The organism is Pontibacillus marinus BH030004 = DSM 16465, from assembly GCF_000425225.1.
GTDB classification, from domain to species: domain Bacteria; phylum Bacillota; class Bacilli; order Bacillales; family BH030062; genus Pontibacillus; species Pontibacillus marinus.
This window is the reverse complement of the sequence record NZ_KE384335.1, coordinates 24278-44232: the sequence shown is the minus strand read 5'-3', so window position 1 is coordinate 44232 and position 19955 is coordinate 24278. Positions and strand designations below refer to the sequence as shown.

The 19955-nt window shown below is 38.8% G+C and carries 20 protein-coding genes; 8 read left to right on the top strand and 12 right to left on the bottom strand.

What is annotated here, in order from left to right; all coding sequences use genetic code 11:
- Positions 1-4: 4 nt before the first annotated feature.
- Complete coding sequence (locus tag H514_RS0120530) at positions 5-925, top strand: S8 family peptidase (protein ID WP_027448653.1); 921 nt, start codon at positions 5-7, stop codon at positions 923-925.
- 42 nt (positions 926-967) lie between these two features.
- Here the strand turns inward: H514_RS0120530 and H514_RS0120525 are convergent, their stop codons facing one another.
- Both H514_RS0120525 and H514_RS0120520 read right to left on the bottom strand, forming a co-directional pair.
- Positions 968-1678, bottom strand: coding sequence for an amino acid ABC transporter permease (locus H514_RS0120525; RefSeq protein WP_027448652.1), 711 nt, complete (start codon positions 1676-1678; stop codon positions 968-970).
- 254 nt (positions 1679-1932) lie between these two features.
- Complete coding sequence (locus H514_RS0120520) at positions 1933-2805, bottom strand: transporter substrate-binding domain-containing protein (protein WP_027448651.1); 873 nt, start codon at positions 2803-2805, stop codon at positions 1933-1935.
- 286 nt (positions 2806-3091) lie between these two features.
- Here H514_RS0120520 and H514_RS0120515 point away from each other — a divergent pair, with 286 nt between their 5' ends.
- The gene (locus tag H514_RS0120515) at positions 3092-5023 is read left to right on the top strand and encodes a heavy metal translocating P-type ATPase (protein ID WP_027448650.1); all 1932 of its coding nucleotides are present in this window, start codon (positions 3092-3094) and stop codon (positions 5021-5023) included.
- 138 nt (positions 5024-5161) lie between these two features.
- Positions 5162-5962: a CPBP family intramembrane glutamic endopeptidase gene (locus H514_RS24115; protein WP_051255258.1), complete on the top strand. Its 801-nt coding sequence runs from the start codon at positions 5162-5164 to the stop codon at positions 5960-5962.
- Positions 5963-6204: 242 nt separating this feature from the next.
- Here the strand turns inward: H514_RS24115 and H514_RS0120500 are convergent, their stop codons facing one another.
- The 3 genes from H514_RS0120500 to H514_RS0120490 are packed head-to-tail and all read right to left on the bottom strand — an operon-like array spanning position 6205 to position 7852.
- Positions 6205-7017: a YihY/virulence factor BrkB family protein gene (locus H514_RS0120500; RefSeq protein ID WP_027448649.1), complete on the bottom strand. Its 813-nt coding sequence runs from the start codon at positions 7015-7017 to the stop codon at positions 6205-6207.
- Between the two features lie 21 nt (positions 7018-7038).
- On the bottom strand, positions 7039-7365 hold the full coding sequence (locus H514_RS23630; protein ID WP_036841954.1) for a hypothetical protein: 327 nt from the start codon (positions 7363-7365) through the stop codon (positions 7039-7041).
- A gap of 13 nt (positions 7366-7378) precedes the next feature.
- Positions 7379-7852: a low molecular weight protein-tyrosine-phosphatase gene (locus H514_RS0120490; RefSeq protein WP_027448648.1), complete on the bottom strand. Its 474-nt coding sequence runs from the start codon at positions 7850-7852 to the stop codon at positions 7379-7381.
- A 292-nt stretch (positions 7853-8144) separates the two neighbouring features.
- On the opposite strand from H514_RS0120490, the gene H514_RS0120485 reads away from it, so the two are divergent.
- From H514_RS0120485 to H514_RS0120465, 4 genes are all read left to right on the top strand, one after another.
- Positions 8145-8984 carry an amino acid ABC transporter substrate-binding protein gene (locus tag H514_RS0120485; protein ID WP_027448647.1) on the top strand — a complete coding sequence of 280 codons (840 nt, stop codon included), beginning with the start codon at positions 8145-8147 and terminating at the stop codon, positions 8982-8984.
- Positions 8968-9675, top strand: a complete 708-nt coding sequence (locus tag H514_RS0120480; RefSeq protein WP_036841956.1) for an amino acid ABC transporter permease — start codon at positions 8968-8970, stop codon at positions 9673-9675. Before H514_RS0120485 ends, H514_RS0120480 begins: the two co-directional genes overlap by 17 nt.
- A gap of 11 nt (positions 9676-9686) precedes the next feature.
- The gene (locus H514_RS0120475) at positions 9687-10424 is read left to right on the top strand and encodes an amino acid ABC transporter ATP-binding protein (RefSeq protein ID WP_027448645.1); all 738 of its coding nucleotides are present in this window, start codon (positions 9687-9689) and stop codon (positions 10422-10424) included.
- Positions 10425-11011: 587 nt separating this feature from the next.
- Positions 11012-11518 carry a hypothetical protein gene (locus H514_RS0120465; RefSeq protein ID WP_027448643.1) on the top strand — a complete coding sequence of 169 codons (507 nt, stop codon included), beginning with the start codon at positions 11012-11014 and terminating at the stop codon, positions 11516-11518.
- Positions 11519-11531: 13 nt separating this feature from the next.
- On the opposite strand, the gene H514_RS23625 is transcribed toward H514_RS0120465, so the two are convergent.
- The 7 genes from H514_RS23625 to H514_RS0120430 all read right to left on the bottom strand — a co-directional run bounded on the left by H514_RS23625 (position 11532) and on the right by H514_RS0120430 (position 18880).
- Complete coding sequence (locus tag H514_RS23625; RefSeq protein WP_051255257.1) at positions 11532-12455, bottom strand: hypothetical protein; 924 nt, start codon at positions 12453-12455, stop codon at positions 11532-11534.
- On the bottom strand, positions 12452-13552 hold the full coding sequence (locus H514_RS0120455) for a DUF6677 family protein (RefSeq protein ID WP_027448642.1): 1101 nt from the start codon (positions 13550-13552) through the stop codon (positions 12452-12454). Before H514_RS0120455 ends, H514_RS23625 begins: the two co-directional genes overlap by 4 nt.
- The gene (locus H514_RS0120450) at positions 13545-13997 is read right to left on the bottom strand and encodes a zf-HC2 domain-containing protein (protein WP_027448641.1); all 453 of its coding nucleotides are present in this window, start codon (positions 13995-13997) and stop codon (positions 13545-13547) included. The genes H514_RS0120455 and H514_RS0120450 overlap by 8 nt, the downstream gene beginning before the upstream one ends.
- Positions 13997-14515: an RNA polymerase sigma factor gene (locus tag H514_RS0120445; RefSeq protein WP_267879779.1), complete on the bottom strand. Its 519-nt coding sequence runs from the start codon at positions 14513-14515 to the stop codon at positions 13997-13999. The genes H514_RS0120450 and H514_RS0120445 overlap by 1 nt, the downstream gene beginning before the upstream one ends.
- A gap of 172 nt (positions 14516-14687) precedes the next feature.
- The gene (locus tag H514_RS0120440) at positions 14688-15356 is read right to left on the bottom strand and encodes an SOS response-associated peptidase (RefSeq protein WP_027448639.1); all 669 of its coding nucleotides are present in this window, start codon (positions 15354-15356) and stop codon (positions 14688-14690) included.
- 38 nt (positions 15357-15394) lie between these two features.
- A complete protein-coding gene (locus H514_RS23620; protein ID WP_051255255.1) occupies positions 15395-16177 on the bottom strand; it encodes a lysophospholipid acyltransferase family protein in 783 nt (260 codons plus the stop codon).
- A gap of 834 nt (positions 16178-17011) precedes the next feature.
- Positions 17012-18880: a CAP domain-containing protein gene (locus H514_RS0120430; protein WP_027448638.1), complete on the bottom strand. Its 1869-nt coding sequence runs from the start codon at positions 18878-18880 to the stop codon at positions 17012-17014.
- Positions 18881-19065: 185 nt separating this feature from the next.
- Here H514_RS0120430 and H514_RS0120425 point away from each other — a divergent pair, with 185 nt between their 5' ends.
- The gene (locus H514_RS0120425) at positions 19066-19923 is read left to right on the top strand and encodes an HAD family hydrolase (protein WP_027448637.1); all 858 of its coding nucleotides are present in this window, start codon (positions 19066-19068) and stop codon (positions 19921-19923) included.
- The last annotated feature ends 32 nt before the right edge of the window (positions 19924-19955 follow it).

Below are 19955 nucleotides of genomic sequence, written 5' to 3'. Positions count from 1 at the left end.
GGTAATGACGAAATTTCAGCTAATTCCACATCAGATTGACGAGGTCCTTGAAGAAACAAATGAAATACCTGAGGGCGTCGAAATGATAGGAGCTCCTAATCAATGGGAAGAAGATACTTATGGAAGTGATACGGTCATTGCAGTCATTGATACTGGGTGTGATGTGAACCATCCAGATCTAAGAGACTCCATCATTGGAGGTCGTAATTTCTCTGGAGGGAATCCTCGTAATATATTAGACCAAAATGGCCATGGCACACATGTTGCAGGCACTATAGCCGCGTCATTAAATGGGCATGGTGTTGCAGGAGTAGCTCCTAAAGCAAAGTTATTAATCTTAAAGGTAATGGATGATAAAGGAACGACAACCTATCAAAACCTCGTAAAAGCGGTCCGCTATGCGACTCGCTGGAGAGGTCCAAACAAGGAGAAAGTAGGCGTAATCTCCATGTCTCTAGGCGGACAAAAAGATTATGCTTCCTTACACCGTTCGATAAAAAATGCTGTTAAAGAAGATATATTAGTTGTGTGTGCAGCTGGTAATTCCGGAGATGGAAATGCCAGAACACCCGAGAGACTCTATCCGGGTTATTATGATGAAGTGGTACAGGTGGGCGCAGTGGATTTCGATGCAAAGATGGCTGAATTCACCAACACAAATGATGAGATTGACCTTGTAGCACCAGGGGTAGGCATTCGTTCCACTTATTTAGGTGGGAAATATGCTACACTCTCAGGCACGTCTATGGCCACACCTCATGTTACAGGGGCAGCAGCTTTACTAATCGACCAACATCGTCAGGAAGGGATTGAGCTTTCAGAGAATGACCTCTTTGAAGCATTAACTGAGAATACGAAAGACCTTGGTTATTCACGTGAGGTTGAAGGGAATGGCATGATTTACTTCAAGGATATATTTGAATAAATTTCACCAAGTATTAATCATTAAAAAACTCTTCTAGTCTCACTAGAAGAGTCGATTTTTTTTCGTGCTATGAAAGTCGAAACGGTTCTCTAAATATTCCTGAAAGAACGCAATAATGACGCAGATTGGCCAGTAGATTAATGCAACCAATATATACATGGTCATGGAGTCCGCAGTACGACCCACTACGATTTGAGCTTTTTGTAACATCTCAGGAACGGAAATTACAGCTGCTAGCGAAGTAGCTTTAACAAGATCTAAAAACACATTGGTCAATGGTGGCAGAGATACACGTGTTGCTTGGGGGACAATAATTGACGTCAATGTTTGCCAAAAGGAAAGCCCAAGCGCACGCGCTGACTCCCACTGTCCTCTTGAAACACTATTGATCGACCCACGAATCACTTCTGCAATATAAGCTGCTGAATTCAAACCGAATCCTAACACGGCAGCTGTGAAGGCTGATAAAGTCCATCCCATAAATGGTAGACCGAAATATAAAATAAATAAAAACACTAGAATCGGCGTCCCTCGCATAAAGGAAATATATAATCTAGAAGGCCAACGAATGAAAAACTTAGAGGAACTACGCCCCAATGCTAGGAAAAATCCAATTAAGAGTCCCATACCCATTCCTAAAAAGGAAATGGCAATCGTCATGGGAAGTCCTTCTAACACTGTAGGAAGGCTCTCCCATGCTAGTTGCGGGTTAAACAGTCGATCAAATTGAAGTTCACCGAAAAATTCAAACATTATTATCAATGCCCCTTCTTAAGAAAAGCGCAAGCGCCCGTTTAGCAACGAAGGGACTGGACTGAGCCCGTAGTACGATAAAGGAAACACGATGAACATAGTGAATCGATGTTGACTTATCGTACGGAGGCGAGGGAAGTCCATTCGTTGCTGGGCGCTGGAGCTAGACACCTAAGCGCTACAACTTATACTTTTTTAACTCCTTAGAAAAAACATCTACCATTGCCCACGCAACAGTAGATGTCTATAATTTCTTACTTATCGAAGCCCTCAAGTTTCTTAATGTCACCTTCTGGTTTCGTAGATGCATCTTCACCTAAGAAGAACTTCTTGGAGATCTTAGTAAGTGTCCCATCTTCACGAAGTTCAGCTAGTGCTCCGTTAATTTTCTTTTGTAACTCAGAATCTTCTTTACCTAACAGAATAGCTTGTTCAGTTGGGTGCATTCTTAAGTCTGGGTGTAGAACTAAATCAAACTGTGGGAATGCGTTTAGGCCTAATTTTGATAGGTAATAGTCATTAATAATAACATCCGTACGACCGTTGTCTACATCACGAAGATACACATCATTATTCGCATTTCCGTAAGTTACAACTTCAGCACCAAAATGACGGGCAATGTCACTAAATACTGTTGTCGCGCCTCCACCAGCTTTTTTACCTTCAAGGTCTTCTAGAGTCTCAATACCACTGTGGTCTTCAGCACGAACGACCATTGTTGTGAAGGAATACTTATAAGGCTCACTGAATTTGTAGTTTTTCTTACGCTCTTCCGTTACTTCGATATCGTTAATCGCTGCATCAATACGACCGCTTTTGACAGCTGCGAATAATCCATCAACACCGATTTCCTGGAACTTGATGTCAACGCCAAGTTTTTCTCCAACTTTGCGCATCACTTCTACGTCATAGCCTGATAGTTTGTCAGAGTCTTTTGGATAATAAGACGTAGCTACTAATGTTCCAGATGTTCCAACGACCATTTCACCTTCTTCTTTTACTTCATCCCAAGTCGTTTGTTTATCTTCTGTTTGCCCATTCCCTTCTGCTTCTTCACTTGAACCGCAAGCAGTTAAGACAAGAGCAAACACTACTGTAAGTATGGATAACCATAAACGTTTAGCCATGTATGTTCTCTCCTTTGTAGTTATAAATCCAAACACCTTCAATAATATAGCAATCTCACAGCTTCTTTTCAACCTATCTACTCAATTAATATGTGAATTGATTTAAAAAGCCCATTCCTGCTTAAGAACTTGACTTCAAGCAACAATCTGTTAATATAAAATATATACTAAATTAAAATCATTCTAATTAATAACGATTATCACTGAAATGACACCATTCATATATCGAGAATGTTCTAAATGAAACTTATTATCATTCTCAATTAAAAAGAAGGAGTTGAGAATATTGTCATCGGAAGCGAAGCTAGTAAGCTCTCAGCCAAACCAAAACATAACCGAGTCCAAGCAACGCCATTCATCCCTTTTTTCAAAGATAAAGGAACATGGTGAGTTAATCGCTGCGATTATTAGCGGAATCATCATACTTACCGCATGGCTCACCGAAGATATTGTTAGTGAACCTGCTAAAATTGGATTATACATTCTTGGCTTTGTAATTGGTGGATTTGCGAAAGCAAAAGAAGGTATTGAAGAAACTATTGAAGACCGTGATTTAAATGTTGAAATGCTCATGATTTTTGCAGCAATAGGAGCAGCATCGATCGGCTATTGGACTGAGGGTGCTGTACTTATATTTATCTTTGCAATGAGTGGGGCTTTAGAAACTTATACGATGAACAAAAGCCAACGTGAAATTTCTTCCTTAATGGATATACAACCTGAAGAAGCTCTACGTGTTTCAGGCCAAAAGCAAGAAACCGTTCATGTATCCGAACTATCAGTTGGCGACCACATTCTAGTGAAAGCTGGTGAGCGAGTCCCTTCAGATGGTGTCATCATAAAAGGGCAGACTTCATTAGATGAAGCTGCCATCACAGGAGAATCCGTCCCAGTCTCAAAGGAAAATGGAGAGGAAGTTTTTGCAGGGACAGTGAATATCAACGGTAGTGTTACAGTTGAAATTACAAAGCCTTCAAACGAAACGCTATTCCAAAAAATCATTCAACTTGTACAGTCGGCTCAAAGTGAAAAATCACCTTCTCAGCTTTTTATTGAACGATTTGAAGGAACCTATGTAAAGGTTGTTCTAGTCGTTGTAGCCATCATGATGTTTGTTCCTCACTACGCATTTGGCTGGAGTTGGCAAGACACCATTTATCGCGCCATGATCTTACTCGTTGTAGCTTCTCCTTGTGCTCTCGTTGCATCGATCATGCCTGCAACTTTATCAGCCATATCAAATGGAGCACGAAACGGGATCTTGTTTAAAGGTGGCGTCCATTTAGAAAACCTTTCCCACCTTCAAGCCATTGCGTTCGATAAAACAGGTACCCTTACAAACGGAAAACCTGTCGTTACAGATACATTTTTCCGTACTGATGAAACAGAAACATTAAGCATCGTTACGGCTATTGAACGTGAATCGAACCACCCTCTCGCTCAGGCTATTGTTCGATACGGCCAAGACAAAGTATCACAACATCATGAAGTGTATGATATGACTGACATCTCTGGTCAAGGTGTCACTGCAAAAGTAAACGGTAAACAATATAAAATCGGAAAGCCCGATTTCGTAGGAAAAGAACAAGCTTTTGCTTTCGAGAATGGCTTGGCTGAACAATTAGCTTCAGAAGGGAAAACACTCACCTTTATATCGGATGAACAAGGAATCTTAGGGTTAATTGCCCTGAAAGATACTGTACGAAAAGATACAAAGCGTGCAATCCAAACGCTTAGAAAAGCTGGTATTTATACGGTTATGCTTACAGGTGACCATGAGACCACAGCAAAAGCAATCGCAAAAGAATGCGGGATTGATAATTATGTAGCAGAGTGCCTTCCTGAAGATAAAGTGAAGGAAGTAAAATTGTTACGTGAATCCTTCGATCAAGTTGGTATGGTTGGGGATGGAATCAACGATGCACCAGCACTCGCTACTGCAAATGTCGGTGTAGCTATGGGTGAAGGAACAGATGTGGCGCTTGAAACAGCAGATATTGTTTTAATGAAAAACGACTTACCGAAGATTGCAAATGCCCTAACGTTATCAACAAAAATGAATCGAATTGTTAAGCAGAATGTCATTTTCTCAATCGGTGTCATCATGCTTCTGATCATTTCGTACTTCTTACAAGTACTCAATATGCCACTAGGCGTAGTGGGGCATGAAGGTAGCACGATACTGGTTATTTTAAACGGATTACGATTATTAAGATAAAACGCTTAAAAGCGGCCTGACCTTGAATCAGGCTGCTTTTTCTATGAATTCTTTAAAGAGTATGGAAAGTTTACTCCAACCCTTATATAATGAAGAGGTTCCATTTTGTCGGAATTTGTAAGTTAAGGGGGAGAAAAAATGAATGAATCAACACCTCAACACCATAGTACCAACACCCCAGATTCAGAAAACGATATACATACAGAAGAACCAACAGAAACCTACCGTACCAAAGCATTAAAAAAGCGTTCGCTCTTTCTATTCCCACTTTCTTATTTTGGATTTGTTGTGGCTTTAGGTTTAGTATTTGGATTTGTTTATACGATTTCAAAACTCGTCTCAACAGGTGGAGACCCTGCGAATTCATTAGAAAGTGACTTCATGAGTATGACATATCTCATGCTTTATTTAGATACGCTTGGGTTCATTATTGCTTTTATGTTGTTTAAGTCCGTTCGACGTTTCACTCTTGAAAATATGAGCTTTGAACCACTGAAAAAAAGTATGACTTATGTATGGATCTTGATTGGGTTAGGCCTAATCTTAGGGGCTCAATATCTTGTATTCTCCGTTTTGAAACTCGAAACGCCGAGTAACCAAAACCAGCTATTTGGACTTACACCTGATAATTTCACAACTCTCAAATTTATTGCCGTTTTTGTCGTTACAGCCTTGCTCACTCCAATAAAAGAGGAATTCCTTTACAGAGGATTTCTACTTAGGTTTTTCGAAGCAAAATATGCAAAAGCTTGGTTAGGGTTGTTCATATCAAGCACAGTATTCGGACTTATGCATTTGGATTACCCACTTGCTGGGGTCACAATGGGCCTTGTTTTCGGTGCATTATATCTTAAGACTAAATCTGTTATGGTTCCAATTGTAGCTCATATAATCTGGAACTCCTATGTATGCCTAGTTGGGTTAACTTATTTATTATAAAAAGTTATAAAGGTCCAGACGCCATTGTCTGGACCTTTTCTTATTAATGATACTGATTCTTTTTATTCGCTGAACCACTTGTTTTATGCTTGGATTCGTTTTTAGCTTTTTGCTTCTTATCGTGACTATGCTTGTTGTTACGTTTGTTGTTAGCCATTACATAGTGCCTCCCTTTTGGTTGGTACAGGCATATTTTGTCCTCTACCTTCGTTTAATATGAATACCAACCTTTGGATAGCACGCTATGATACGAACACTTTTCGTTCTTTAAGCATCGCATTTACCTCGCCACCCAAAATAATAATCATTCCAGTAAGGTAAAACCAAACCATCAGGATAATGACGCCACCAAGGCTTCCATATGTAGCTGAATAAGTCATTGCACTAATATTGACGTAAAACGAAAAGGAAAACGAAGCAACTTGCCATGCAATCGTTGCAAACAATGATCCAAAAAAAGCTTGCTTCACATTAACATGGCGATTTGGGGCGAGAATGTATAAAGATATTAAGACAAACAAAATGATAACAGAGGATACAACCCACCGTAACGCTGCCCATACAGCTAAAAACTCATCTGATACACCGAACCACGAAAAGATATACAATCCAATGGCCTTACCAAATACAGGTAGGAGTAGTGCCACAATAATTACGATAATCATGGCCACGGTGAGCACAATCGCAATAAGTCGCGTTTTGATAAAAGAACGATCCTCTTCTACCTCATACGCCCGGTTAAACGCTTTAATAATCGCATTGATCCCATTTGAGGCAGACCATATTGTACCAATAAGCCCCACGGACAGGAGCCCTCCACTTTTTGTATTTAGATTTTCATTAAACAACTCTAAAGCTTTTTCAGGCATGTAGCGCGTTAGGGTTATCTGAAAATCATACGGAATTGGAATATATCCCATAAGAGCCACAAGGAAAATCATAAACGGAAAAATAGACAGCAAAAAGAAGTAGGCTAATTGTGCGGACAAGCCTACTACATCATGCTCTGAAAATCGTTTAATAAAATCCTTTCCAAACCTCAATGCTTTTCGCAAAGTACTCCCACCTGTCGATACTTATCCTTGCAATTGCTTTGGTGGTCCTTCTAGCTGTTTAGGAGGCTCTTCATCAGCTTGTTCAACCTTTGATAAGTAACCTTCCATTTGATCCAGCATATCCAGGACATTTTTAATTTGACTATCTAATGTATAGCTCCATTGTTCATATTTTATGCGTAAATCTTCAATTGCATGTGATGGATTTTTGGCATACCCTTTCGCATGACTTCCGGATTGTTTTAAACAATGAACGGTTTTCTTTCGAGTTGGACCATCAATTAATGATAAAGCCATTCCCGCAAAAGCACCAATTGCTAGCCCTTTCAGCATCTTACTTTCTCCCATGGTTGTTCCCCTCCTATTGTAATTGATTCACTTGTTTGATTTCGGATAGTAAATTGTCACAGCCTTCAGTTAATAAGTTGTACACATAATCAAAGTTCCCTGTGTAATAAGGATCCGGAACATCCTCTTCTTCTACGGATTCTACGTAATCCATAATTTTAACAACCGTAATATCATCATGCGCCGCTCGAAAACCTTTTAGGTCCTTCATGTTCTCTCGGTCCATCGCCACAATGTAATCAAACTCATTCCAATCACTTTCCTGAACTTGACGGGCACGCATCCCTTCTGATGATATTTCAGCTTTTCCTAAGATACCACGTGTTTCTGCATGAGGTGGTTTTCCTAAGTGATAATCTCCCGTTCCAGCCGAATCTACATTGATCTGATCTGACAATCCTGCTTTCTCAACACGGTCACGGAAAATCCCTTCTGCCATTGGGGAACGACAAATGTTACCTAAACATACAAAAAGAACGTTTATCATTTTATCACCTACCACTTTTATCTACTTTTCATCTCTATTATATAAAACATTCCCTATTCCATCATGGAAAACACATCAAATCCTATGTATTCCTTTCCCATTCAATATAGTCTTAAACCTTCAACATTTTAGCAATCCCTTTTCTCATTATAGTTTTTGTGAAAAATCCTCATAATACAATTAACATATTTAAATTGACATTGAGATTCAATGCAAGGTAAGATAAAACAAGTTGACCATAATTCCCATGAGTTTAGTTGGGATTAAAATAAACTATATGGAGGAATCATACATGAAAAAATTATTTACGATTTTCACGTTTGCACTTTTCGCTCTAGTTCTCGCAGCATGCGGAAGCAGTGAAGAGAATCAAACCGAAAACAACACAAACGGAGAAGGTTCGGAACAAACATCTTCTGACAAGAGCTTATACGAACAAATTAAAGAAGAAGGTGTTATTCAAGTAGGGACTGAAGGGACTTACGCTCCGTACACGTTCCATAATGATGAGGACAAACTTACAGGATATGATGTTGAGGTTGCTCGTGAAGTAGCTAAACGTCTTGATCTAGAGATTGAATTTGTTGAGACCAAATGGGATTCCATGTTTGCTGGTCTAAACTCAAAACGCTTCGACATGATTGCAAACCAGGTTGGAATTAAACCAGACCGTAAAGAGAAATATGACTTCTCAGAGCCATACACGATATCCACTGCAGTACTAGTAACACATAAAGACAACGAAGAAATTAAGTCTTTCGAAGATCTTGAGGGAAAGGTAGCCGCTCAATCTCTAACAAGTAACTTTAAGAAGATTGCTGAAAAACATGGAGCTGAAATTCAAGGTGTCGAAGGCTTTAACCCTGCCATGCAACTTCTCGCATCTAAGCGTGCTGACGCTACTGTAAACGATCGCCTTTCCGTATTAGACTTTCTACAGAAAAAAGGTGACAACGTACCAGTTGAAATTGTAGATCGTAAAGATGAAGCATCTGAGAGTGCGATGATGTTCCGTCAAGGAAACGAAGAACTTGTAAAAGCTGTTAGCGGTGCTATTAAAGAAATGAAAGAAGACGGTACACTATCTGAAATCTCCCAAAAATGGTTTAGCGAAGATGTTTCTACTAAATAATCTCATATTATCTGCTGCGCCCAATTGGGATCGGTATATAAATATTGCTGAGAGCTCCTTTCTCCCATTGCTGAAGGGAGCTCTCGTTTATTCCATACCGATGGCCATTATCTCTTTCATTATCGGGATTACAATAGCCGTCTTAACAGCTCTCTTCCGCATTTCAGGAATAAAAATCCTAAGCGGTATTGCTAGAGTGTACATTTCCATTATTCGTGGTACACCTTTACTTGTTCAGCTTTTCATTATATTTTTCGGACTTCCAAGGGTGGGAATAAACCTCGACCCCTTAACAGCAGGAATCATAGGATTTTCATTAAATACCGGGGCATATGCTTCGGAGATTATACGCGCTGCCATCCTTTCTATTCCGAAAGGTCAGTGGGAATCCTCCTATTCGATCGGAATGTCTTATGTCCAATCCTTGCGACGTATTATCCTTCCTCAAGCAACACGAGTTTCGATTCCACCATTATCAAACTCATTTATTAGTCTTGTGAAGGATACATCTCTAGCGTCGACGATCACAGTAGCTGAAATGTTTCGTAAGTCACAAGAAATAGTAGCGAATACGTATGAGCCTCTTCTTTTATACTCTGAAGCAGCGCTTATTTACTGGATCATTTGCTTTATTTTATCTCTAGGGCAAGATCAAATTGAAAATCGTTTAAATCGCTACGTTAAAACGTAAGGAGCTTGTGTATGCTATCTATCCAACAATTACACAAAAGTTTTGGAGATCTAGAAGTATTAAATGGAATTGATCTTAAAGTAGAACAAGGTAAAGTGGTCGTTGTTGTAGGACCTTCTGGTTCAGGCAAAACCACTCTACTTCGTTGTTTAAATATATTGGAGACCCCTACTAAGGGATCCGTTTCCATTGAAGGTCAAACATTAGACTTTGACCAAAAGGTATCTAAAAAAGATATTCGCACATTACGTCGCAAAACAGGAATGGTGTTTCAGACCTATAACCTATTCCCTCACAAGACAGCTTTAGAAAATGTGATCGAAGGACCTATTACTGTACAAAAAGTAGATAAATCAGAGGCGAAAGAAAAAGGAATTCATTTACTTGAAAAAGTAGGTCTTGGGGACAAAGTGGATTATTATCCTTTTCAACTATCAGGAGGTCAACAACAGCGTGTTGGTATAGCACGTGCGCTGGCAATGGATCCCGAAGTCATGTTATTCGACGAACCCACATCAGCATTAGACCCTGAGCTTGTAGGCGAAGTATTAAGAGTTATGAAGGAACTTGCTCAAGAAGGGATGACCATGGTGGTTGTGACCCATGAAATGGGCTTTGCTAAAGATGTCGCGGATGAAGTGATCTTTATGGACAATGGCTCTATTGTTGAACGGGGGAAACCGGGTCACATATTCTCTAATCCTAAAAACGAACGAACTAGAAAGTTTTTAAACCTTATTAATGAATAATAGCCTAAAAAACCGGTCAATTCATCGATCGGTTTTTTTATACATCATAGGATAAATTCATTACAAACGTTCATACTACATAATGAATTCTATTCATTAAATTGCGTCTTATAAAAAAGGATGAGCATGATTGATCTTAACTTTTTATCTTAGTCTTTTTCTTATTTTGATTCTTTCTTTCATCTTCACAACGAAATCATTAAATAAAAAAGAACTTTCCTTATTTTTAATAATAGGAATCTTCTTAAACTCGCACGCATTTACAATTCTAATGGAAATTAAATGGTTCTTTCCTTCTTATAATCCCTATCACTATGTCATTTTCTTATTTTATAGAACTTGTTTCATTCCGTTTGTTCTACTATACCTTTTGAATCTTACTGTCTTAACAAAATCCTTAATTGCAAAAGGAACAATCATAATAGGAGCTACGATTGCCCTCCTTATATTTGAAAGGCTCAATGTGATTAATCACTTATATACTTATAAAACATGGTCAGTTGTTACTTCTATCGGTTTTTATGGCTGTATTTTTCTGTTCATATCTTTAATACGCCGCTTTATCATGAATAGGGATGGGTTCAATCATGACACCAATTCTCCTGGTTGAGGAAAAGTTTAATACAAATGATATTTATATTATTTGCTTAATTTTGATCTCTTACTTGGGTTTATTTCTAAGTCCAAACCTCTTTAACAATAAATTGGATACAGTTTTAGTCATCTTTTATGGGATTTTTAGCGCAACGATTACAGACAATACCATTGGTGCTCATATCTTTGATTTTTACGATATTATGGATGGGAAACATTATACAATCATGGATACAGTTGTGTATTTGCTATACGGACCTTTTGGTTACTTTTTCATTTATGGCTATAAAAAACTACATATTAAAGGCATATACACAGTTATCTATATAGTAGCTTGGACTTTATTCAGTTTAGGATTCGATCAGATTAATATCCAAATGGGGGTATTCACCTTTAAAAACGGTTTCAATTCCTTCTTCTCCTTTGCCATCTACCTATATGTTCAATCATCTTTACTGCTGTTTTATAAATACATTATTAAAAATAGCCACGTTACATAACGTGGCTATTTCTTTAAGATCGTGAACCTACACTCTTTATTGTAAATTCATCCACTAAATTAAATTGTAGGGTGTTGGAGCCTTCACCATATTGTTTCTCCTTGTAATAAAGCTTTTGATGCTCTACTTCCCCTTGTATAACCTCTGTACTATCCCAAGCTACATCCCAGCCCAAACGATTATCTCTACCTTCCACTTTGACAACAACATCCGCTTCTTCGTCAATTTGTACAACGGCATTATGAGTCTGATCGATCATCCAATCCGCTTGAATGGTTCCAATATTGATGTTAAGACTACCTGCACCTTCTCGTATTTCTACTTTAACGTTTTCAGGTAAAGATAATGTACGTTTATAGTGTGTAGATCCATAACGAAATCCTTCCTGTTTAGGAGGCTCCATCAATTGAATAAACAACGTGTCTCCTGTTCTTGTGAAATTCACAACATCCTCTTGGTTTAATGCCTCTTTTTCAAGAAAGTTTGATTGAAATGTTCCAAAAAGATGAACTTGTCGCTCATTATTTGTTTCAATTGTCAATTCACTATATGTAGGTTGAACGACAATCTTATTTACCGATTCCTTTACCTCCTCTTCAACATGAGGCAAGGCTCCTTCGATACGATCAGCATTCATGGATGCTTTCACTTCTTCTACAATCCCAAATGAAGAGACAATATAAAAGCCAATAGCAACTGTACCAATGACCCCTATAAATATAATCGATAAAAAATCGTACTGAATCATAGGCTTTTCTTGTTTTGAAAAGAACAGATACAAGAGAATTTCTATCCCTAACACAATCAATATTGCTGGCCACCATGAGAGAGCTAGATTCATGACATCCCATCCACTAATCTGAGATACCATAAGCATAATACCTAACATAATAAGGGAAAGTCCCATTGAGACAGTCCCTACACGCCATTTTCTCATACTTCTTCCTCCTCTTTTTTCGATTTAGATCCCATAAGCAGCTTGATTCCGCCCCCTATGAGTAAAAAGCAAACGACAAACATCTGGAAGAAGCGAGTATAAAAGTAATAGAGATCAATCTGGAATGCTGCTTTAATTTTAGGAGCAAGAGCTGGCATTAAAATATCATCCATGAGATAAAAGCATCCTAACAAGATAAGCGCAATCCCCAACCATCGCTGATGATTTGCAAAATATTTAATTACGGGGACGTCCTCCACAAAGCCTTCTTCAGCTCGACTTGCTTGTTGTAAAGTATCGAAGAAGCTAAAGAACCAAATAACAGGTATTAAGAACAAGAAAACAGATAAGCGTAATACATCAAGCACATAAATGGATAACAGGAACCCTACCATAAGCTGCAGTCCTCTACGCTGCAAGCCGAGATACATATGTCCAGCTCCAGGGAAAATACCGAGTACAGTCGCTACTACCTTGCTCTTCTTCCCACTCTGCCTTTGGCGGTCCAAATCCTCCAAAATCGTTCTGTCTTCAAGTGTCTCTCCATTATCTTTTAAATTTAATAATTGAATACAGTCGAACATTCCATAGATCCATATAACGGGTAGAGCTAAAAGGAAAATAAGCAAACCACCAATGTTCAGTACCATTGAGACAAATACGATCATAATACCTGAACCTAGAAAGGCTGAAAGTAAAGTGAGTCCTCTCTGAGGTAAACCTAAGTGAAAATGGCCTACGCCTGGAACAAATGATAATAGAATCGTGAAAAAGCGTTCGTTTTCTTTATGATTCAACGAAATAGATTGTTGAGTATCACCATCACTTTGCGTTTTTTGTGAATTTAAATGGGTATTCATTAAAAGAGTGATAATCATATCAAGCATATTCACTCCCCAAATAAGAACTGATAAGAATAAAGGAATCAGAGCTGCTTCACCTGTACCATGACTGACAATCGTAATGAGCATAGCTAAGCCTATAAACCCAAAGAAAAACAAAGCATAAAGAAACCCTCGAATTTTCCTTCCTAAATACATATGCCCAAACCCAGGGATCAGGGCTAAGAAAAACGCTAATATTGGTGATTTATTCATTCGTATCTTCCCCCTTCAATTTAATTCCTTGATCGAGCCATTTGCTCGTTTGTTTGACGATTTGATCTGATATAGATGGTTGCTGCCTTAAGCTGTCTTCATCAAACACTTGCATCATTTGTTGAAAGACCCCAGAAAACATCAAGAAAAGCGTTAGCCCAGCAGCTATAGAGTAGTGCAAGAGTGTAGATTTCTTCCTGGAAGAAGGTGATGAAACTCTTTCAGACGTTGGCATAACTTGCTTCTTCAGAATTTGATCAAACGTTTGATCAGTAAAGTCTTCCGATAAAGAAGGTGCTTCTAATGACCACTGATCGACCACATCGAAATAGTTATCGAGACATCGATCACAAGTAGCTAAATGCTCCTCAATACGTTCTCGATCAACTTCTGACAGAATATCTCCTATATAAGCTTGTAACGTATCATCATTTATGTGTTCCATTAGAACTCATCCTCCTTCCAATTCTTTTTCATCCACTTCCTAGCACGGTAAAGTCGCATTTCCACTGTTTTTTCTTCAATATGATGATCTTTTGCAATTTCTTGATAAGACTTCCCATGTATGTAATACGCCTTGACTACACCTTGATATGTTTCAGGTAATTGTTCGATTGATTTTGCTACAGAAGTGATCTTCTCTTGCTGAAGCCATTCATGCTCTGCACTCCCCCTAGTTTGAGAGTCTTTTTGTTCATCATGTCCGACTACCTCTTTTTGTCTTTGCTTTTTCCGCTTAGCATCTATGGCTTTATTAAAAGCAATTCGACTTATCCAGGTTTTAAAACCTTGTGACTGATAAGAGGGGAGAGCATCCATCATTTTTATAAATGTTTCCTGTGTGATATCTTCTGCTTCTTGTTCATCACGAACGACACCATATATCACTTTAAACAAGTGACTTTTGTATCGTTCAATAAGTACACGCAGGGCTTGTTGATTCCCTTCACGCACTTTCTCAATTAGTCGATCCTCATGAATGATACTCTCCCCCCTTCTTCCCTATATCACCCTTATAGACGATTGAGTCTCTCTATCCCCTACAAGTTTTACAAAAAAAATCATAATTCTTTATTTCTACCTATTTATAAAAGAGAATCTACCCATAAAAAATCCCACCTCGTGAGGTAGGATTTTAGCGTGTAATGGGTTCTATACATGCTTCATCTTCATTTCGAGCATTGTTCACATGAGTGCTTACAGGGTAAGCCTTTAAACCATCAATTGATAAGGAGCGAAGATAGTCATGCAGCTCATTGGGGTCTCGATCCCCTTGTTGCATCCACCATGCCTCATCTTCTTTAGGTAAAATCACTGGCATACGTTTATGAATCGGCTCCATAAAGTCATTTGCTTCTTTCGTGAGTATCGTACAAGTTACAAGTTCCTTGTCATCTTGTTTCCATCGATCCCATAGACCAGCAAATGCAAAAAAAGAACGATCATCTTTTTTAATTCGCATAGGCTGCTTACCACTCTCTTCTTTTTTCCACTCATAAAAACTATCTGCTAATATTAAGCATCTTTTCCGTTGAAGCAGACGCTTGAAGCTCGGCTTTTCATGAGCTGTTTCAGAGCGGGCATTAATCATTTTATAACCGATGCTTGGATCCTTCGCCCAAAATGGAACGAGCCCCCATTTCAGATAGCCTGCCCTATTATTTTCACCATCTGAAATCACCGTTAAAACATTTTGTCCTGGTGCGATATTGTATCGTGGTGCAAATTCTTCAAGCTTATGGTCAATTCCATACTCTTTTAAAATTTCAACTTCATCAGCTAGTAATGTATAACGACCACACATTCAATATCCGCTCCTTTTTGATTTATTATGACCTACTGTTACCCTTGGATCTCTCTTGATTCTGAAGCGATGAAAGTCTTCTTTGGAAGTGGCTGTACATTACCCTCCATCATTTCAAGAGCTTCCGTAATTCGTTTCTTAACGAATTCAGCAACTTCATTTGCAGGCAAGTCTTTGTACTCTTCCGGAAAAATCGGATCACATACTTGAATCTCAACTTTTGCTGGCTTGACTTTCCCATCATTATCTTCCATGACACGGTATGTACCCTCTAATGCTACAGGAACGATAGGCACATTCGCTTGAGAAGCCATACTTAGACCTCCAGATTTGAATGGTTTTAATCCTTTCCCAAAATTACGTGTCCCTTCAGGGAAAATAAGAAGAGAATGCCCTTCTTCAAGGTAGTGAATGCCCTTTTGAACAGCTGCTAATGCTTGTTTTCGGTTCTTTCGATCAATAAACACACAGTGCATAGCCTCCATCCAGGATCGCACAACCGGAATGTTTTTCACCTCTATTTTGGAGATGAATCCAAATGGTTTCTCAAGGTAACCTAATAGCGCCATAATATCAAAATTTCCTTGGTGATTTGAGGCAATGAGAACAGGCCCTTCAGGAAACTTCTCATTCCCTTTAATAGAAACCTTGGTTCCAGCTAATCTCATTGTTTGCCGCGCCCATTGTCTAGCTTGTGAATAAACCCGTCGATCTTTTTCTTCTATGGGACGGCCTTTATATGTACGATTAATCTGCTTGATCGTGATGGAATGTCTCATTAAGTATAAAACTTCAAAAATATAAATAATAACAGTACGCAAAAGCCCCTCCCCCTTCTTGGGCTCTATTATACTACGACGAAACATAAAATGGAAAATGCATTGTAAGTTCTTCTGCTTTATGGCAATTATGTGGAATAAGGCCTAGCCCGAAAGATAGGGGGCATTCGGAATATATCTAACCCTTGGATGGATTATTTTTCCGAATAGAGACTTCATTCGGAATAAGTCTACCCCTTGGATGGATTATTTTTCCGAATATAGGCTTCCTTCGGAATAAGTCTACCCCTTGGATGGATTATTTTTCCGAATAGAGGCTTCATTCGGAATAAGTCTACCCCTTGGATGGATTATTTTTCCGAATAAAGGCTTCATTCGGAATATATCTAACCCTTGAATGGATTATTTTTCCGAATAGAGGCTTCATTCGGAATAAGTCTATCCCTGAATGAGATTATTGTTCCGAATAGAGGCTTCATTCGGAATAAGTCTATCCCTGAATGAGATTATTGTTCCGAATAGAGGCTTCATTCGGAATAAATCTATCCCTGAATGAGATTAATTTCCGAATAGAGTCCGTTATTTTCCATATGAGCAAGGGGGGAAGGAAACGTCGAACTCCAGTGGTAGAAAGGGCGGCCGAGATCCCGCAAGGAGCGCAGCGGATGAGGAAGCTCGGACGGTCTTCCACAGGAGTATCGACGTTTCACTGACCCCCTTACTCTTTTTCCAGCAATGGACCTCCACCTCACTAGTTATCTAGATACCAAGTCTTCAACAAACGGAGGCTATTCTAGAAGACGTTTTAATCATCCTTTTTAATTTTTCACCCAAATAATAAAGCCCCCACTCCAACTAAGGAGCAAGGACTCGAGTTTACTGGACTTTAAACGGCATTTGAATTCCATTATCCATGATCTTATCAGCTTTGTTCTTCAATGGTTGAATCACTAATGTATAATCTCCATTTGAATAGTTACCAGATGGTGGTGTAACCACAATTTCTGTTCCATCCCTTTCAAGCATGAGATTAACATCGACTTTTTCATTCTGATTATTAACCACATAAACATTACTACTATTTACTTGGCTAGGAAGCATCGAACTATTAAATCGAATATTCCATACTTTATCATTACTGAAACTCGATTGGTTTACATCCCATTCCTGATAGTTAGCGAAAATAGGTGTTTCTTTACCATCAGCCCCATCCGTATCCTCCATCATCACGCCATCCTCAAATACCTTAGTGACATTCAAAGGACTATCATAATCAAAATACAAGTCTTCTTTTGATTGAATCATAATTTGATAGGTTTTCACTTCATTGAAATACGGACTATCAATACTCATCGTATAAAGGCCAGGAGTCAGATCCTTATAGGTTGTTTGCTGCTGTCCTTCTCTTCGTAAATAACGCTCACCATTCATTTCAAGTGTAATAGTGGCATCTGGATCCTTTCCTGATGCCCATTCTAACGTTAAGAAGTTTGTACCATTATGCTTTTCAAAATATACACGATCTAGTGCAATTTCGTCAGCTGTTTTAAAGCTCCAAGTACGGGATACATCCTTGGTGCTTCCAGATTTCTTTTCAATATAAGCATTAACTTGTACTTGGTAGGTTTCACCTGGTTTAAGGAACTTTTTCGGGATTAAGAATAGATGGTGCTTTCCCTGATCCTCCACCTCAGGTGTAACGGTATAAGTAGAGACTTGTTGTCCTGAGCTATCAACCAAACTTGAACTTTGCACAACTAAGCGATCACTTTGTCCTCCAAAGTAGGCAAAGGATATCGGGTAACCAGTCCATATCTTATTTTTCCCGAAAAATCGTAATGGGTTGGGCTCTTCAAAAGCTAACCAGGATACCTTAGCTTGTTCTTGTCCTTCATAAGGATAAAGAACAACCTTCTCCTCCCCTTGGTTCCCTAAGCCTCCAAAATTAATCACGAAATCACCATCACCATTGTAGCCTGTTCCTGCTTCAGAATAGAAAGGGTTCATTAGACTTAAACGGTGATACGGTGCATCATACAAGTGGTCAATGGAAGTAGGGCCACCTGGTTCTTCATACGTGATCCCTTCGCCAACAAAATAGCTACCATAGCCAAAATATGCTGAGCGATCTTGTGGTGTTCTACCTGTAAATAACGTTTCATTCGTACTTACTTCTGTATGGCCTGTTTCATTTACTTCAATATAATTCGCATGAGCTTGAGCTGTTTCTTGTAATGTTTCATTGCTTGTTAAAGGAGCTACACCAATAACACTTCGATATTCATTCGCACGTTCTAAAGCATTATTTTGGACACGTTCAAGGAGGCTCATGTCTTTTCCGGCTAAAGGTGATATCGTACGATCATCAACTTTAAAATTCCAAGAACGACTTAAATTTTCTTTCCCATAAGTAGATAAAGTCACTTTAACTCTATTTTCTCCAGACAGACCTGAAGCTTGGTAAGAAACGATTCCAGTACCCTCATTATAATCAGCATTCACTTCTCTTCCGTTCAAATACATACGTATCTCATAAGGAAGGTCATAGGACGATAACTTTATGTAATACGTGATGTTAGGTGAACTACTCTGAACAATACCAGAAGGACGTCCTTCTGGAAGATACTCAATGGTAGCATCTACTTGTGTAAGGGGTTCTTTTGTAACAGTCGTTTCTGCTTCAACCGTTGGAATCCATAAGAAAAATGCAATCAATAGCATAAACCCTATTTGTTTATATCTCACTTTTGCCACCTCTTCCAATCATTTTCCACTATTCTATTAAATGTAACAGAGCAAACAAAGAATTCAAGAATGAATAAGTGCCTAGATTCTTTACCCAATTACTTGAAGTACTAAGCATAATTGAGCATACTATGAACAAAAAGGTGCGACATCTTGGTCATTTACCCTCGAAAGGAAGTTTAGATATGCTCCCTACACACTCATTTATAGAAGATAGTAAAGTTCTCATTTTCGATTTAGACGGAACACTTTACGAAGATACCGCTCATTTTGACTTATTTGCAGAAAAGCTACAAAAACTGGTCCCCCATGATCAACAAGAAAACTTTCAACAGGACTTTCAAAAAGTGAAAAACGGTACGCATCCATTAGCTATTGGGAAAGTATATGATGCCCAAGAAGATTTGATATGGACGTGGGACCCTTTCATCGAAACGCTAACTATGCCTGAAACATGGTCAGGTGAACTACATAATCAACAAGACAAACATCTAAAATTCCCTGCTTCATCATTTGATTTTGATAGATGGATTGCGATCGGTGATGGTTGGTGGCCCCCATATGTCTTAGCTAGACATTATGGAGTGCCAATGAAAACATGTCACAACGCGTATAATGAAACGAAGGTAGATATGGCTAAAGGGGATGGCTGGATCACAGAGACACCTGGTTTACGTGACTTTCTTCATAAGCTAAAAGATGATATGAAGATCGTTCTGATGACCAATAGTGATGCAGTAGATGTAGAGCGCTTGTTGGAGCACTTATCATTGCAACATGCTTTTGAAACGAAAATCACTTCAGCTGTAAAACCTGTTCGCACTAAGGAACACTTTGAACAAATCGTTAACCAGTATAATGTCCCGCCTGAAAAAGTGATCTCTATAGGGGATAATTTTATGAATGAAATTGCTCCTGCTCTTCAAATGGGGATGAAAGCAGTCTGGCTAACACCAGACCAACCTCAACAAGCACACGAGAACCTTTGGCCGGTCACATCATTGGTGGATATTATTCCAAAATGCAGCGGGAAAGAAGAATAACCATCTTTGGAGAGGATGAAGTGAAAAGAAAA